This window comes from Gardnerella nova, assembly GCF_049244055.1.
GTDB lineage: Bacteria > Actinomycetota > Actinomycetes > Actinomycetales > Bifidobacteriaceae > Bifidobacterium > Bifidobacterium vaginale_H.
Genome location: NZ_CP058369.1, coordinates 427134 through 443395, shown reverse-complemented (window position 1 = coordinate 443395; position 16262 = coordinate 427134). Strand labels below are relative to the sequence as shown.

General features: G+C 45.0%; 12 protein-coding genes. 7 read left to right on the top strand and 5 right to left on the bottom strand.

The genetic code is table 11. From position 1 onward, the window contains the following. The first annotated feature begins 16 nt into the window (after positions 1–16). On the top strand, positions 17–772 hold the full coding sequence (locus HXT56_RS01965) for a response regulator transcription factor (RefSeq protein WP_116711589.1): 756 nt from the start codon (positions 17–19) through the stop codon (positions 770–772). A gap of 114 nt (positions 773–886) precedes the next feature. Further along, complete coding sequence (locus HXT56_RS01960) at positions 887–2101, top strand: sensor histidine kinase (RefSeq protein WP_116711588.1); 1215 nt, start codon at positions 887–889, stop codon at positions 2099–2101. On the opposite strand, the gene HXT56_RS01955 is transcribed toward HXT56_RS01960, so the two are convergent. Together HXT56_RS01955 and HXT56_RS01950 are read right to left on the bottom strand one after the other, a co-directional pair. Then, complete coding sequence (locus HXT56_RS01955; protein WP_421778303.1) at positions 2083–2940, bottom strand: ComF family protein; 858 nt, start codon at positions 2938–2940, stop codon at positions 2083–2085. The two genes, HXT56_RS01960 and HXT56_RS01955, sit on opposite strands and share 19 nt — an antisense overlap. A gap of 283 nt (positions 2941–3223) precedes the next feature. Further along, positions 3224–4042 (bottom strand): HAD-IIB family hydrolase, encoded by an 819-nt coding sequence (locus HXT56_RS01950; RefSeq protein WP_421778302.1) that lies wholly within the window; start codon positions 4040–4042, stop codon positions 3224–3226. A 121-nt stretch (positions 4043–4163) separates the two neighbouring features. On the opposite strand from HXT56_RS01950, the gene HXT56_RS01945 reads away from it, so the two are divergent. Next, positions 4164–4592 carry a metallopeptidase family protein gene (locus tag HXT56_RS01945; RefSeq protein ID WP_116711586.1) on the top strand — a complete coding sequence of 143 codons (429 nt, stop codon included), beginning with the start codon at positions 4164–4166 and terminating at the stop codon, positions 4590–4592. A gap of 62 nt (positions 4593–4654) precedes the next feature. Here HXT56_RS01945 and HXT56_RS01940 read toward each other — a convergent pair whose 3' ends face one another. From HXT56_RS01940 to HXT56_RS01930, 3 genes are read right to left on the bottom strand one after another with little or no spacing between them, the layout of a single operon-like run. Continuing rightward, entirely contained in the window at positions 4655–5599 is a 945-nt protein-coding gene (locus tag HXT56_RS01940) for a nucleoside hydrolase (RefSeq protein WP_116711585.1), read from the bottom strand. Between the two features lie 18 nt (positions 5600–5617). After that, a complete protein-coding gene (locus HXT56_RS01935; protein ID WP_421778301.1) occupies positions 5618–7204 on the bottom strand; it encodes a DUF5719 family protein in 1587 nt (528 codons plus the stop codon). Further along, positions 7191–10544: a glycosyltransferase family 2 protein gene (locus tag HXT56_RS01930; protein ID WP_421778300.1), complete on the bottom strand. Its 3354-nt coding sequence runs from the start codon at positions 10542–10544 to the stop codon at positions 7191–7193. Before HXT56_RS01930 ends, HXT56_RS01935 begins: the two co-directional genes overlap by 14 nt. Positions 10545–10846: 302 nt before the next feature. Between HXT56_RS01930 and HXT56_RS01925 the strand changes: the two genes are divergently transcribed. The 4 genes from HXT56_RS01925 to HXT56_RS01910 all read left to right on the top strand — a co-directional run bounded on the left by HXT56_RS01925 (position 10847) and on the right by HXT56_RS01910 (position 16257). Then, positions 10847–12304, top strand: coding sequence for an LCP family protein (locus HXT56_RS01925; RefSeq protein WP_421778298.1), 1458 nt, complete (start codon positions 10847–10849; stop codon positions 12302–12304). 245 nt (positions 12305–12549) lie between these two features. Further along, positions 12550–13872: an LCP family protein gene (locus HXT56_RS01920; protein WP_421778297.1), complete on the top strand. Its 1323-nt coding sequence runs from the start codon at positions 12550–12552 to the stop codon at positions 13870–13872. Between the two features lie 75 nt (positions 13873–13947). Further along, a complete protein-coding gene (locus HXT56_RS01915) occupies positions 13948–15864 on the top strand; it encodes an FtsK/SpoIIIE domain-containing protein (protein WP_421778296.1) in 1917 nt (638 codons plus the stop codon). Positions 15865–15984: 120 nt separating this feature from the next. Continuing rightward, complete coding sequence (locus HXT56_RS01910; protein ID WP_116711579.1) at positions 15985–16257, top strand: WhiB family transcriptional regulator; 273 nt, start codon at positions 15985–15987, stop codon at positions 16255–16257. Positions 16258–16262: the final 5 nt, after the last annotated feature.

The following is a 16262-nucleotide window of genomic DNA, read 5'->3' as shown; positions in this document are numbered from 1 at the left end:
AAGGTTTTTACCAGACATGCTGAACGCTCCATCAGTTAGCAGTGTCCCCCGTACCATCCTTGTGGTGGAAGACGAGCCAGATCTTGCTACAGCGATTGCACAACGCATCACTGCACAAGGATGGCGGGCACGAGTTGCTTCTGATGGAGCGTCCGCTGTTACTGCTGCCGAACAACTACAGCCTGATTTAATAATCATGGATATTATGCTTCCCATTATGGATGGTATCGAAGCTACTCGGCGCATTATTGAGAAAAGACCAGTTCCTATTCTTATGCTCACGGCTCGAGATGCAGAAGCCGATAAAATCGTTGGCTTAAGCGCTGGAGCTGACGATTATATGACTAAGCCATTTTCTCCTCGCGAACTAATAGCTCGTTGCGCAGCTTTACTTCGTCGCGTAGAACGTGCAGCGCAAATCGCCAAAACCTTGGAGAACGAACGCGCACTGGACTTTGGGGCGCTTGTTATCAGGCCTCGGCAGCGAATAGTGACGCTTCATGATGAAGAGGTACATTTTACGCCTACTGAGTTTGATTTGCTTGCTACGCTTGCGCGTAATCCGCACACTGTTTTTAAGCGTGAAAAACTACTCGAAGAAGTGTGGGATTGGCCAGATGCTTCTGGAACTCGCACCGTCGATTCGCATATTAAATCGCTGCGACATAAAATCGGCTCAGAGTGGATTCGTACTGTACACGGCATAGGCTACGCATTTGAGCCGCCGTTAAACGATTACGATCACGTTTTGCAATCACAAGTTGCAAAATAATGAACTCCTCCACTCCAGCCCAATATAAGCAGCGGCAATATCACGCAGTTCCAATAATCAGCTATTATCCATGAATCACTGATACTCGCTTAATTATTTTGTAGAAAACTCATTATGATTTCAAACACAGCACACAACCAAGAATCAGACGCCATTAAGCCCACAGACACTACCGCTCGTGAGTTTGCTACACCAACTACACCAACCTTTACACCGTCCTCGCAGCATAATTCCAATCATAAGCTCACAAAACACAACGACAAGCCGGACACGCAATCACAAGAAAAATCGCAACAACACAATTATCCCAACCGTCCTGTCGGATTTTTCTCATCGTTAAAAATTGAGCTTTCTATTATTATCGTTTTCGCCACTGCTATCGCATTCGTAATGGCATGGTTCTTACTGAAAACTGGCTTAAACGGATGGATTGCAATGCCACTAACTTTGGTTGTAGCACTTGGTATTACTTACATTTTTTCACGCGGACTCACAGCACCATTGCGTCAAATGAAAGACGCTGCAGAAGCAATGTCAGAAGGAGATTATTCCGTTCGCGTAGCCGTGGAAAATCGGCGCGATGAAGTAGGAAAACTTACCACTGCGTTTAACGAAATGGCTGAGGAACTCGAGCATGCAGATCACATGCGGCGAGAGTTAATAGCTAACGTAAGCCACGAATTACGCACCCCCGTGTCTGCTCTGCAAGCAATGCTCGAAAATCTTGCTGACGGTGTGGTAGAACCAACACCATCAAATATGGAAGCCATACTAAACCAGACACACAAACTCGCAGATCTCATTACTTTTCTACTTGATTTGTCACGCGTTGAAGCTGGAGCTGAAAGTCTTACCATCACTTCATTTAATCTTGCTGAATTTATTGACGATATTATTGAACCTTTGGAAATAGCAGACGCAGGACACAACCACCGCATTACAGTTCATATCGATAACACTATCAACTTATGCGGCGATTACGCTCGACTTTCGCAACTTTTTACCAACGTTATTGCAAATGCACTCAAGCACTCCGCCAATGGCACAGAAGTGCTTATCAACGCACATATCAACCATAGTCAGCATACCGTTGTAAGCAACGTCGTCAATTTTGGAGCGCAAATCCCCAAAGAAGCAAGAGCAGATATTTTCCGCAGATTCGTCAAAGGCAACCAAGGCATAGGAACCGAGTCAGGCGGCACGGGCTTAGGATTGTCAATTGCACGATGGGCGGCGAATTTGCACCACGGCACAGTAAAAGTAGTTGACGATAAGCGCGGCCCAAACTTTGAAATTACACTACCGTTGGACTACAACGAAACAGACTGACATCCCACACGCGCATCTTTAGAAGGCACGCATGCGATAGAAAAAGCCGCAACAGGAATTGCTCCAGCACACTGTAACACACTCGCGCAGCTACTCATAGTCGAACCAGTAGTAACAATATCATCAATAAGAATTACTTGCAGTGCACTACCGCAATCATCTCCAACTTCACTTCTCAACAGACATTGATTAGGTAGCGCACAATAGTCAACTCGAAAAGCGTGCGCAGCACGATGAGAACGACCACGCGAACCATTAGCTGTTTGAACAGACTTTGCTGAAACCGCAGCATCCATACGAACAATATTGGCTACATAAGCCGGAAATCCCGCAACACATAATGCCTTGGCAACAGCTTGCGCAACAGGAAACAGGTGTTGGCGACCACGCTTACGCATAGAAGCACGAGAAGATGGCAACGGTACAACAAGTATCGGCTTTTGCCAATCATAAATACAAGTATCACTTACTATTTCATTGTTACTTTGTGCAATGCGAATTCCAACTCTAGGCTCTAAGGAAATCTGCGCAAGCTCACGCATCACACATACTACTAAATCAGCAATCAAATCCGAAAATACAGTGTCACATGCCACATCTTGATGATCTTTCCACGACAATATTGCCGTACGAACAGTACCGGCATAAATTCCACAAGCATAACGGTACCCACACTTTACCGATTTGAATGGAACACGTTGCCATCTACACAAAGCACGACAACAAGTACTACAAAGCACCTCATCCGGAACATCGCAGCCAGCACACCCCCGAGGCAACACCATATTCCATATTGCACGCATAATATCAGGCCAATGCGCAACATACCACCCAGGCATACGAGAAGGAATATCAGCAAAATAACTCGATAATGACTTTGTGAATGAATTGAATGAATTGAATGCAGAATGAAAAGCGGCTACGTGGTATGCAGTTCCCCCTCTCCATACCACGTTTGCTAGCCGCTTATCATTTTGGCCTATCGCCTTGCGTCTCCCAACCATAATCAAAAGCATACAAGCACACAACAGTGCATTAAAAATAAAAAATACCATTGTGGTTAAAAGCTACTTCTAAGCAAAAAATGTGGACAAAAAGTGGATAAATCTTCCGCAATACAAACTACTGAAGATAAGCAAGTACCTCAAGACACAGCGCTAAAGTATCCTCCGGATTACCTACTTTTACTGCCAACGCCCCAGTAAAAGCAGTCGGATAATCATTACCACCCGGGTACATTCTGTCACCAATAAAAGTAATATTTTCTACGGAAAAACCGCAATACTGAGCTAACATACGCAAAGCGTGTGCTTTATCATCTCCACGGCAGCATACATCGATGCTTGTGTTGCCTCCCGCGCGCACAGAAAAATCTGGCAGCGCTTGAGCAACACATTCTTGAAGCCGCGTTTGGAGAGAACCCGCAGGATCCCAAGCTTTTTTGTACGAAATTGGAGCAAGTTGCCCTAAAGCGGAAAAAGTAATTTGACTCCCACGATTCTCAATCTGCTCTCCCCACAACATTGAATCGCCAGGTTCTTTCCATAAACCCATGCGTAGAGCACATTCTTTTATAACCGCAATAATGTGCTCCGCCTGCTCAGATTTAATACGATGCTCATAAACACATTGCAACGACGCATCGTCGCGCACGCGATAATAGCTCGTACCATTAGTAGGCATAATATGCAAACGAGTAAGTTGAGTGCCAGGAAGAAGTTTATCTAACACTTGACTTTGCACTAGCGATAGACAACCACCGGTTACAATAGCAACTGGAATTACATTAATAAGATTGCTCAAAGCCTCCGCCATGGGGGCAAGCATAGGCTTTCTGGAACAAGCCAACGTATTATCTAAATCAAACGCAATTAAAGATGAGCTACCAATCCGTTCAGCAAGAGTGCATTCATTACAATCATGCACTATTGGCTTGAGCATTGCGGCTCCTCCTGACTTATTGACACTCACTGTCTAGTATTCCATAGCGTGCTTATATTGCACACACCGATATATGCGTTACAGCATATTTTTTGCCCTAGCCTTCCCTTACAGTGTAAGTATGACAGGTGTAATTTGGGAGGAACGTCACTACAGAAATCGCCACGGAAGAGGATTAAGAGCGCCTATATTTGGCACACGCCTTCCACAGTATCGCACTGCTAGTGGCATGTTCGATGCAATGGTTGCAGCTCAGATGAGAAGGCTGAACAACGCATGGAAGTCGCTTATGAAAGATGTTCAAGTTGCGGTAGAAGACGTGCCACCTTCTCAACCAGTTCTTTGGGAACATAATCGCAGAATTATGTCTCAAGTTTTTCCGGCAAGTCGCGGAATACCGCCTCGTATTGTGCTATATAGGCTTCCTCTGTGCACTCATGTAAGCAGTCGCGCCGAGCTTCAATATGCCATTCGAGACGAAATGGTACAGCGTCTTGCTGAACTTTACGGACGTAGGCCAGAAGAAATAGACCCAGATTGGGGAGAATAGTATTACAACGCTCGTTTAGCGTACTTAATTGTTTAAAGTTACTTAAGATTACTTAAGATTACTTAAACACCTAGCGTACTGTAGATATATTGCTTATAAAGCGTTGCGTTTAATTTGCTACATACCGCAACGTTTGGATTCTTGCCAACGCAATTATTCACATCCACAATAACAGCGCCATAACCGGGGCCGCGAGAAACGTCAACTTCACAAAAATAACTTCCGCACTCCTCTATACAAGACGGAGACAACGCAACTGCTACTGCCGACGGATCTGCCATATCTAAATAAGCGTCACCAAAACGCTCAATATTCAACTGCAAAAGTTCCCTATTACAATCAATAACAAATTTCCCCAACGGCCCACTATTCCGGATCTCAGCAATCTCTCGAGGATTGAGCATGCAATCTCCCAAACAAGCATCCCAGCCAACTAACGTAATATTAGGGAGACCTGATTCAATAACTATTTTTGCCGCCTCAGGATCCTGCCATATATTAAATTCGGCAAGCGGCGTCACATTACCCCTGCCCAAGCCAGCCGACCCCATAATAATCAACCGACCAATTTTACGCATAGCTGCTTCATCCATACGCAACGCAAGCGCAATATTAGTGAGCGGACCTAAAGTAATGAGATCAATCTCACCATCGTCACTATTGCGTAGTAAATCAAGCATACGAATAATACCGTTGCCTTGAGAAGCTGTAAGTCTGTGCGGAACTAAACCTATATCTCCCATGCCGTCTCGACCATGAGTTTCATGAGCAAAGGCAAGATCCCTTAACAACATATTGCTGCATCCGCAATAAACCGGAGGCTCATACGATTGAGCATACTCGATAGTAGTAAGCGTATTAAGCGTAGCCTGCCGCATACTCACATTTCCAGCAACTGTAGAAAACATAAGTATTTCGTAGCGTTCATCCCTAAGTGCCATCGCTATTGCCATAGCATCGTCAGAACCACAATCTGTATCAATAATAATTTTCTTACGCTCTGCCATCACTATTACTCAAAACACCTAATACACTATGTGATGATTATCTACTACAAACACTTGCATTTGTTGAGGTTCCAACGATTGCGAAGCAATCCACGCCACACCGGCAACACCAGCATTATCTACCTCGTTACTACGAATGCGCGCGCCCCACGATATGCTGCTATGAGATTGAACTTCAAACATCACAGCACGACGAGCTAAGTAAGAAGCTGGAATACTCACCGCTGAATTAGCATGGATAGTAATATGTTTCTCACCAACCAGCACACCTGAAGCATCAAAAGCTCTCATTTGCACGGAGGCATCCTGATTACTTGTCGACGCAATATGTAATGTTGTTTCATCAGGAGACATCGGCGAAACTACCACACTCATGCCATTAGAACGATTTGCGTTAATAAATGCAACATCAGATTGTCCATCTTTACCATCGCGCACAACAGACACCATTGCTGCCGTAGCAACAGAACCACTTACACTTAACGCGTGAACGTTTTCCGGCACTTCCCCAAGATCGACAATTTGCAACTTTCGGGAGGAAAGCGACAACTCTTTTATAGCTTTATAACCAGTATCATCCATCCAAGAGAGCGTAACTTTCCCGCTTTTTTCGGACCACACGTACACTTTAGCCTTATCTGACTGGCTCAAGCCTGGCAGTACACTCATATTCGAGGCTGGGCGCAAAGCGCGAATAATATCAACGCCTTTCACCGTTAAACCACTCATACGGACCACTTTTATGAAAGCAGCAACAGGAGTTTGCTCACTGTCAGCTTGCACATACAAGCCGGCAGATTGAGGTGCTGCAGCAGCAAGATCAAAGAACGCATGCGAGCGCGCAGGAACGGTAAACGCACTACCGGTAGAAAGCGTCAGTGGAGTGCTACCGTGTTTTGCTGACCAAGCTCGAACGCGAACTACTGTTGGTTTTGAAGCAGGATTAAACGCTTCTAAACGCAACGATATACCAGGACCAGATTCTGGTACCAAAAAAGCTTGCTTCATTACGAGATTCGAACAAGCAGTAGCCGCAAGGCCTCGCACATCGCCTTGAGTTGCCCAAGAAACCATGGAAGCTGCAATACCAGTTCCAGGAGCAACGCGAGACAAACGTCCATCGAGCACTTGAGCATCGTGATCGACATTACCTTTAGCAACAAGAGCTGAAATATCACTGTCGCTCGCTTGTGTGTTCAAGAATGTTGACTGATCTTCAGAATCTCTCAGATTATGAACTCCAGCACGATACACGTCTCCAAACGCACCGTAGCGAGCAAAAGATTGTAGATCACCTTCCGACTCGTTATACTGACTGTCACCATACTGCGCTGAATCAGGCAAAGACAAGCGCACCGGACACACAGACTGTATATGAGTGGCACCTACATTCCTCACAAAATTCCTGTGTGGAGCATTCGGATTATCAGACAAATGCGGCATTGGGCAGCACAACACCAAAACGCATGCAGATACTAGTAAAAGAACCGCACTGAATGTGGCAAGCGCCCAAAGGCTAGCTACGCGATGCTGTTTAACGACATCTGCTTTAGCCGGAGATTCACCATGTTTTGAAACGTCATGAGAACGTTTATGCCAACTCATCACATTCCTCCTCATACTGATCATCGCCACGTTCAATCATAGTATGTCGTCCAAAACGAGGCACAGCCACCAAGCAGTATAGTAATAGCACAGTAGCCGACAACAACATCCAAGGGATTCTCCAAGCTAGCGGTCTAGCATGGTGGTAAGGTGACGTTGCAGCAAGAGATCGTGCATCAGGCATGCCATCGAACCTTAAATAAGTTCCTTGCGGCATAGATACAACCAGTTGGGTTCCTTCAGCAGCATTAACATGTGCGATAAGACGTTCAGTAGCTTCTTTATTTACGTCACTGACGAGTCGAGCTGAAGGATGCAACATTTGCTGTATAGACATGGCAGCAGATGGCACAGCAGCCTGACGATGAGCATCATTAACAATGTAAATACCGCCAATACCCAACTGTTTCAGTGCTTCGATAGCTCCACTATCTGCATGAGAAAGCAACTGAGCCGCAGCGCGCGACAGCACCTTCGTACTCGAAGCATCACCAAAAATAACTTGACGAGTAAAAAGCGCAGGCGATACATCAACAGCATCTCCACGAATGGTCCTCATAACAGCAATTGATAAATCATGGTTACTTTTCGCACGCAAAGCGAGAATGCGATGAGTATCATCTTTACGCAAATAATCAGCAACAACCATAGGCAAGCCGTTATTACTTGCTGCAATAGAAGTAACCGGTCCACTAATAACAGCAAACAAACACAAAAGAACTGCCATAGTAAGCATGCCACTAGCAAGTACTGCTCGAGCAACATGAATAATATGTTGCAACAAGCGCGCTGCAGATCGACGCATTGCAGCACGCTTATCAGCACGCGTCTTGTAGCTCTGTATTTTTTCAGATTTAGAAATGGCAGCAGCTCGCAGCGGTTCAAAACGGCGCACTGCTTGCCCTGCAACCATGCACATGCAAGAAAGCACACCTATTATGGATAATGAAACTCCTGGAAGCACACTTGCCGCAACTGGACCAGTAATATCAGCGGCTACTACAATGCGAGCGGCAACCAACGACAACGCCATACCGCTAATAATCAACACCCACATCATGCGAGAAACTCGCAAAGCGAACGGAAGCATTAAAGCAACCACAGCCATAACTACCGCTAGCACAGCAAAAATTATCATAATAATAGTTCGCAAACCGATAATAGGTATACTCGCTACATTCTGCACATTCGTCATATTAAATGCGTGCAACAAAACATCAATGTAGCCTTGAGCTCGAGGCGCGCCTTGAACACTGCGAAGAGGTAAAGCAGCACTGGAGAAAAGCTGACGCCACATACCAGAAGATCCATAACGAATAGCACTACCAATAGTCGGCAACACAATGACTATGGATGGAATCGGCATAAGCAAAAACATGATACGATGCGAACGCACCATAATAAAGGACGCAATAAAAATAATAATCAGCGGCAACAATAACTGAGGTTCTGCGGCAACAGGAATCATAAAGCACAACGCTGCACATGCAGCACACTGCACAGATGAAACCGGTCGAACAGGATCTTCAGTAACGTACATGCCAACAGCATGGAAAGCAAACGCAAACGCTGCAGGAAGAAATACCATTGTCATCAGCATAGGCAAATCCCCACGTGCGAATAAGCCAAATGCCATAGCAACCATAGTCCAGCAAACTCCAGCGCAAACACGCACCATATCAGAACGCGTAAATACACCCGCTAAAGCCCAGAAGCTCAAACACAATGCTGGAGCAGCCAGGAAGAACATAAGCGTAATAGCAAGCAACGGATTAGCTCCAACTATAAGTGAAGCGAGCGCCCACACACTCAACCATGCAGACGGAGGAAGTGCCGGACCAAAACCGTCATCTGGAACCCAGGCCCCAATAGCAGCATTCCAAACTTGATGAAAATCAGCACCCGTTGGCAACCACTGCTGCGCGTACCACGAGGCTCCCCCTAACATTTCACGCCAAGGAGCACCATACAAGTACAAAGTGACAGCAAAAAGCACTAATGAAGCCGCAATAACAGCACTCCACCTGCGTAAAACTCGAATATGCAAATGCTGTCGCGCCAAAGGACTTAACAATACGCAATGTTGCTGTGCTTGAAACGCTGCACTACGATCCCGCCACCTGGCAACTTGCCTGCGATCTGCAACCAATTGCGTAAGCTTTTTAAGAGGGATACGAGTACTTCTCGCAACACGACGACGAACAAGCATAGCGTGTGGGAACTGCATAATAGCAATCCATGGCAGCATTAGACGCACCCAAGCTACATAAGGACGTTTAGCAACAAGCGAACGCAACGCCCCTATAAGTGCCATAGGAAGGCTGCAAAGCCACATAAGAGGCCACAACAGCATGCGCGTGTCTGTATACCAGTAACGTTGTTTCGCGATAAGAGATGAGCCTACTGCATGGCGGAAACTAGACTTTTCTGAAGATCTCGCCTCACCAGAACGCGTACGAATACCCTCTAAACGAGCACGTCTATGAGCAATACGAGCCGACGGAACCACCACTACGCGTCCACCAGAAAGACAAACCCTGCGGCAAAAATCCTGAGATTCTCTAAAAGTAGTCATCCAAGGCTGAGTGCCGCGCAACGTTTGCCAAGCAGACAAAGTGACTAATGCACCCGCCAAAGAAACTGCATATACGTCGCCACGACCATCGTATTGTTCCTGATCAGGTTCGCCATCAACAGTAAGCGTATGAACATCATGTTTCCATGCGTACATGCCGACATTGTGCAAAATCTTCCCATTCCAATCGACTTGCTTTGCACCTAACACCGACGCCGTAGGCGTGTTTCGCCAAGTTTCTCTTAACGATTCCAAACAATAATTATTAGCAGGGCGCGAATCATCGTGTAACAGCCACAATGCTGAAATTCCCTGTAATGGCATCAATTGACGCAATGCTTTTTCTATACCGTCACCAAATGAGCGAGCGGACGATACTGGAATAATAATTATTCGTAAAAACTTATGCTCAGCCTGTTCGTTGCTGTGAGTATATCGCTTCCCCGCATTCTCGCGAATCTTATGAGAAGAAATAGTGCCGCGCATGACATCCATAAGAGAATCGGCAGCAAGACTAATTTCCATAGTCGTTTGCATGATTTGCGAAACTCGACCTGCACAATCGACAATAGCTAAGGTGCCAGGAAGAACTGATTGTTGCAATACCGCTCGTAATGTATCCGCGTAGAAACGAGTATCTCTTTCAACACACATCATTGCCAATATTGAAGAATCAACCGTATGCGGGTGCGCCGATTTTGCCTCGGCAAAAACTTGCAAAACTTCATCTTCAAAAGCGTGAGTACCAGCGGTTATTGAATTCATACCTACCAGTTTACGCAAGGGGTAGGTATCCGCCGCAACGCGACACTACATTACGCAATCACATACTTACATACTTCCACAGATATTTAATCAAAATGCGCATATTGTCTTATAAAAAACGTAGAAAACTTGAGAAAACACGCCTATTTTTTAGTAAATCTTAAATAACGCGTTAAATTTCAACGCAATGGGCTACACTGATACCTTATGTGTGTTCTTTTGGATACTCATCACTATTTCAACAGAACACAATTACCATTACGGCAAACCTAGGGGTTTCTCCTACTGTGAAAGAAGGTACCATGGTAACTTCACGGTATCCTGAAGGCCTGCGGTACCGATCGAATGATGATTGGAAATCCAGAACTCCGCAGCATAGCCTTGGCTATCGAGTAACTAATCGTGCTCGCACAGCATTTTGTATGATTATTATTGCTGTACTCACCTTCATTACCACTATTATGGCAGCCGTATGGATGGACTTTTCTTCTACGGTAAGCAACCGTGTGGTGAATGTTATTGCGCAAGACAAACAGGCAGCACAGACCATCGATGTCAACGCAGGGAAACCAGTGACGTTCCTAGTATTAGGACAAGATTCGCGAGATGGAAACAACCGAAGTTTCACAAATGACGACGAAGTCGGAGATCACCAGTCCGATACTACTATGGTTGTGCAAATTAGTGCTGATCGCACCTATATAAATATTGTTTCCATCCCTCGAGATTCCATGGTTAATGCTCCAGCATGTGAAACTTCTAAAGGTCATATTCCCGCACGCCGTCACGTTATGTTTAATTCGATTTTTGCTAACGGTTACGCTCAAGGCGGAGATTTAGCCTCAGCAGCATCTTGCTCAATGAAAGCAGTAAATGCACTGACCGGCCTCAATATTCAACATTTTATTGTTACCGATTTTAGTGGTTTGAGCAATATGATTGACGCTATAGGCGGCGTATCCTTGTGTATTCCTACCGATACTCGCGATCTTTATACAGGAGTTAACTTCAAGCAGGGCATGCAGCACCTTGACGGAAGAATGGCTACCCAGTACGCGCGCATGCGTCATGACAGCGCCAGCGACGGTTCGGATATTATGCGCACTACGCGGCAACAATACTTAATTAAACAACTTGTGCATCAAGCATTGTCTAAAAATTTGTTTACGCAAACCGGCGAACTTTACCAACTTGCTAAGTCTGCTTTAGGAGCGCTCAATATTAGCGAAGGAATGGCAAATCCTAGCACGCTTGTTGGTTTAGCTTTGAGTATGCGAAAAATTGACACTTCACATATTTATGCTCGCACTATCCCAGTTATTCCTGATCCTTACGATCCAAATCGAGTTATTTGGTCCGACGAAGCAGACAATATTTGGGAACGAATGCGAGAAAATAAGCCGTTATCGCTCAATCATCAAGCGGTACAGAGCAACAACAAAAAGAAGTCTAAGAAATCTGCTCATACTCGCACCAAAGACACTGATAACAAGAAAAACGATAGTATCAACAGCACTGACGACGATATCAGCGAAAACGACAGGCTGAATGATGTCTCAACAAGTGCTTCTACCTCCGGAACCATTAATCCAAAAACCGGTTTAATACGCGATTCTCAGGGGCAACTTATCGACCCTAATACTGGCGGTATTGTTAATCCTAAGAATGGTACTATTCACAATCCGGAAACTGGACAATATGTTGGTATTGCCGATAAGTATATGAACAATGTATTATGTGCTGTTCCTCACAAAAAGTAACTATGCACACAATGGCAGCAAACAAATGGAAAGCAACTGACAAACAACTGGCGTACGTAACGCTGTGAGTAAACTAATTTATTCACAGTAAAGCACTACTTAAATGGTTGTAAGTAGTTGCAAATTGTTACAAATAGTTGTAAATAGTTAGAGAATGTTAGCTGCCGTAATACATTGAGAGTATGATTAGGTCGTTGCTAGCGGCAAGTAACAGAATTATCAATTACTAACACATGGGAGGATGGATGAATTCGCAACAGTATGGGGAATCATCTGAAGATAACGTAACGCCACCAATCTTCACTCCCTCGCATACTAGCAATACTGATTCGAACTCAACTCCTCCAAGTTTCATACCTCAACGCTCCAACACTGCCAAACAACATCGTTCTGCTGAACAGTCTGCACCATCATTTGCACCTCAGCAACGACCTTCTCAAAACGCTAGAGTATATAACAGCACATCATCCTACGCCTCAAGGCCTGCAACATACCTGCCATCTCACCAACCTGCTGCGCAACCAACACCGTTGAGAAAAGTGCGACAATACATCCCCGACCGCGCCATCACCTCGTCAGCGGCAACTGCACCCGCTGTAGCCAATGCACTCTTGCCACGAAAAAAACATCGTTTACTCCATGCTTTCCTGGCACTTGTTGCGATGTTTGCAATTGGTTGCGTTGGATTGGGAGCATACTCGTGGCACTGGGTAGATTCACACATGAACCGAACATCATGGCTCACCAACACTCCTAATACGCAAGGCACATCGTGGCTTATTTTAGGTTCAGATCAACGCGAAGGTGAAGAAGCTAAAGAAATAACCGGTTTTAGAACTGACACTATCCTCGTGCTCACACGACCAAGCAATGGGAATAGTTCACTCATATCTATTCCACGAGATTCTCTGGTTACGATTAATGGCGAACACATGAAAATCAATAGCGTAGCACAAACAGCAGGGAATAAAACGCTTACTTCCGTAGTCGAACGCATTACCGGTCATCGCATTGATCATGTTGCTGAAGTTCGCTTTGCTGGACTTACTAACGTAGTAAACGCTTTGGATGGAATTGACTTGTGCTATAACCGCACAGTATCGGATAGATTTAGTGGCTTAAATTGGACAGCAGGATGTCATCATGTCGATGGCAATACGGCACTTGCTTTCTCACGTATGCGCTACGCCGATCCACAGTCTGATTTTGGACGCGCGGCACGTCAGCGCATGGTTATTGCAGCAATAATGAAAAAAGCTCTGGATAAAAGTACACTTACGAATTTTGGCAAAGTGAAAAAACTTGCTGAGACAGGGCTTTCTTCTGTACAATTCGACGAGAAATCTAATCCTGGCACACTATGGAATATGGCTCAAGCTTTTAAAGAAGCAACGGGTCCTAAAGGAATTTCCGGAACAGTATATTGGACTAATCCAGATTATCAGCTTCCGGATGTTGGCTCGTCAGTATTGCTCGACGACGCTAAAAATCTTGAACTCTTTAACGAGCTTGCAACAGGCTCACACGCACCTGGAGCCGTTGGAACCCTTGCTGACATGCAGCAATAACGTGCTCACTTAGCTTTTATCCACATAGCGCCCCAAAACTTGCTCAGTGCTGATTGACTTCGCCATTATAAGAGTATGCGAAAGAAATCACACGACTCTATGGACACAGTAAAAGTACTGCTGTATGCACAAATGGCAGCAAGCATTGTGCCTATTTTTGCACACATTGCACTACTCATAATGGCTTGGATGCAACATAATTGGATGATGCTTGCCATGATTGTGCCCAGTATCATGATGTATGCTGCAAGTTTAATTCCTCAGATACTGCAATATATTACTCAGCAGCAACAAGAAAATTATGCTCACCAGCTGCATAAAGAGCATGAATCTAACCGTATTGTCACGAACACTAACAGCAAAAACTCGCATATAGAAAACCTGCCAGATACGCTTACGCCAGCAAGTTTAGAAACACTACTTATGCAACGAACTACCGCTGCTCAATCCAAGCCACCTTGGAGAGAGGTATTACGCACGTGGCTAGCAAACGAAAATACCACAACACGCCCATCCTCCAAGGAACATCTTAGCGCACCACTTGGCATTAATTCGCACGGATACTGTTGCATAGACCTTGTGGATAATGGCCCGCATGCCTTAGTAGCAGGAACGACTGGATCCGGTAAATCCGTACTACTAACAACCTGGTGCTTAGCATTAGCATTTCGCTACTCTCCACAACAGTTGCGATTCGTTTTCATGGATTTTAAAGGAGGCGCTACTTTTGATACGCTTGCTGATTTGCCTCATACTATGGGGAATGTCGGAGACTTAAATTTGCGACATGCAGTAAGAGCTTTACGCGGGCTTGAATTGGAATTAGACCGGCGCGAGCGCTTAGTTGCAAATCAGAGATGCCATACCATTGCTCAAGTTACGCCTCAAGAACCATCGCTGCTCATTGTAATAGACGAATTTCACGCTTTAAAGGATCAGCTTCCCGATTACATGTCTCGTCTTATTCGTATCGCGGCGGTTGGGCGTTCTCTAGGAATGCATATTATTGCAGGCACACAAAATCCCCTTGGACAAGTAAGTGCCGATATGAAAGCTAATATTGCCATCAATATTTGTTTACGCGTACGCGACAGCCTACAATCCCAAGAATTATTGGGAACTTCACACGCAGCAAACATTAGTCCAAACACTCCTGGTAGCGCCTATTACAATCTTGGAGAAGGCGTGGAAGCATTGCGCTGCGCAAGAAGTCGCAATCCTCAACTGCTAGTTGCCGCAATACAATTAGCTAGCAAATTCTTGCATTATCAGCATGCTCCACTACTATTTAGCGCTCCACTGCCTTCTCTAATATTCCCCAACCAAATTCAGCAATATTGTACGGAAAATTACGAAAGCTATACAAATTACGAAAGCTATGAACGTAACGTTCAGCCCAAGGAAATTGAGAAAAATCCACACTTTATCAACTCACAAAAAACGCAAACTCAGCTAAAACCTGTGGTTATTGGATTACAAGATACGGGTATTCGACTACTTCCCGCAGCCCTTCCACTTCACTTAGGAAACGTAGCTATTATTGGTGGCCGCCTACAAGGAAAGAGTAACGTTATACGCATACTAGCGCATAAACTCGAGCTTCCAGTCTATTGCGCAACCGAACTCAGCGCAAACGATACGTATATTATTCAGGATGACCACACTCCACTTATTCTTGACGATGTCGACGAATTATTAGAACCATTGAGCACCCAACCTCAGGCTATTGCATTACAAGAAAGACTCACTCGTTCAAGCGCACCCGTAATCATGAGTATGGCAACATCGAGACACCTACGACTTCCAGAACAAGCTCCGGTTCGTATTATTTTCCCCACCGGCGATATTGGTACTGACGCCATGCTAGGAGTGCCTAATTCATTATCTAAAACTTTTGACACGCACGATTATCAACTTCCTGGAAGATGCGTAATGATTACTCCCGGAAAGGCTACAGTAACGCAAATATCACTGTGCGAATACACAAAATAGTAAAATTTTGGAACAAAGCTGCAAAATACCTTGAAAAAACTGTTTTTTCATGCTTTCCTTACATTCAGGGAACTTTCTCAAACTCAGCAATATGAGTTAAAGAAATGAGGTTAGTGATTCATGAGCAATTCTCTGTATTGGCGAACAACGGCCGCTTGCCGAGATAAAGATCCTGAACTGTTCTTTCCTTTGGGTAATGCTGGTACTGCAGTTCAGCAACTTGAGGAAGCAAAAGCAGTATGTCGCTCATGCAATGTTTCGGATGAATGTCTGAAATGCGCGTTGGAAACAAATCAAGATTATGGTGTTTGGGGCGGACTGAGCGAGGACGAGAGGAGATCGCTTAAACGAAGGGTTATGCGAGCGCGCAGAAGTCAAGACGCAACTTTGTAGGCAAC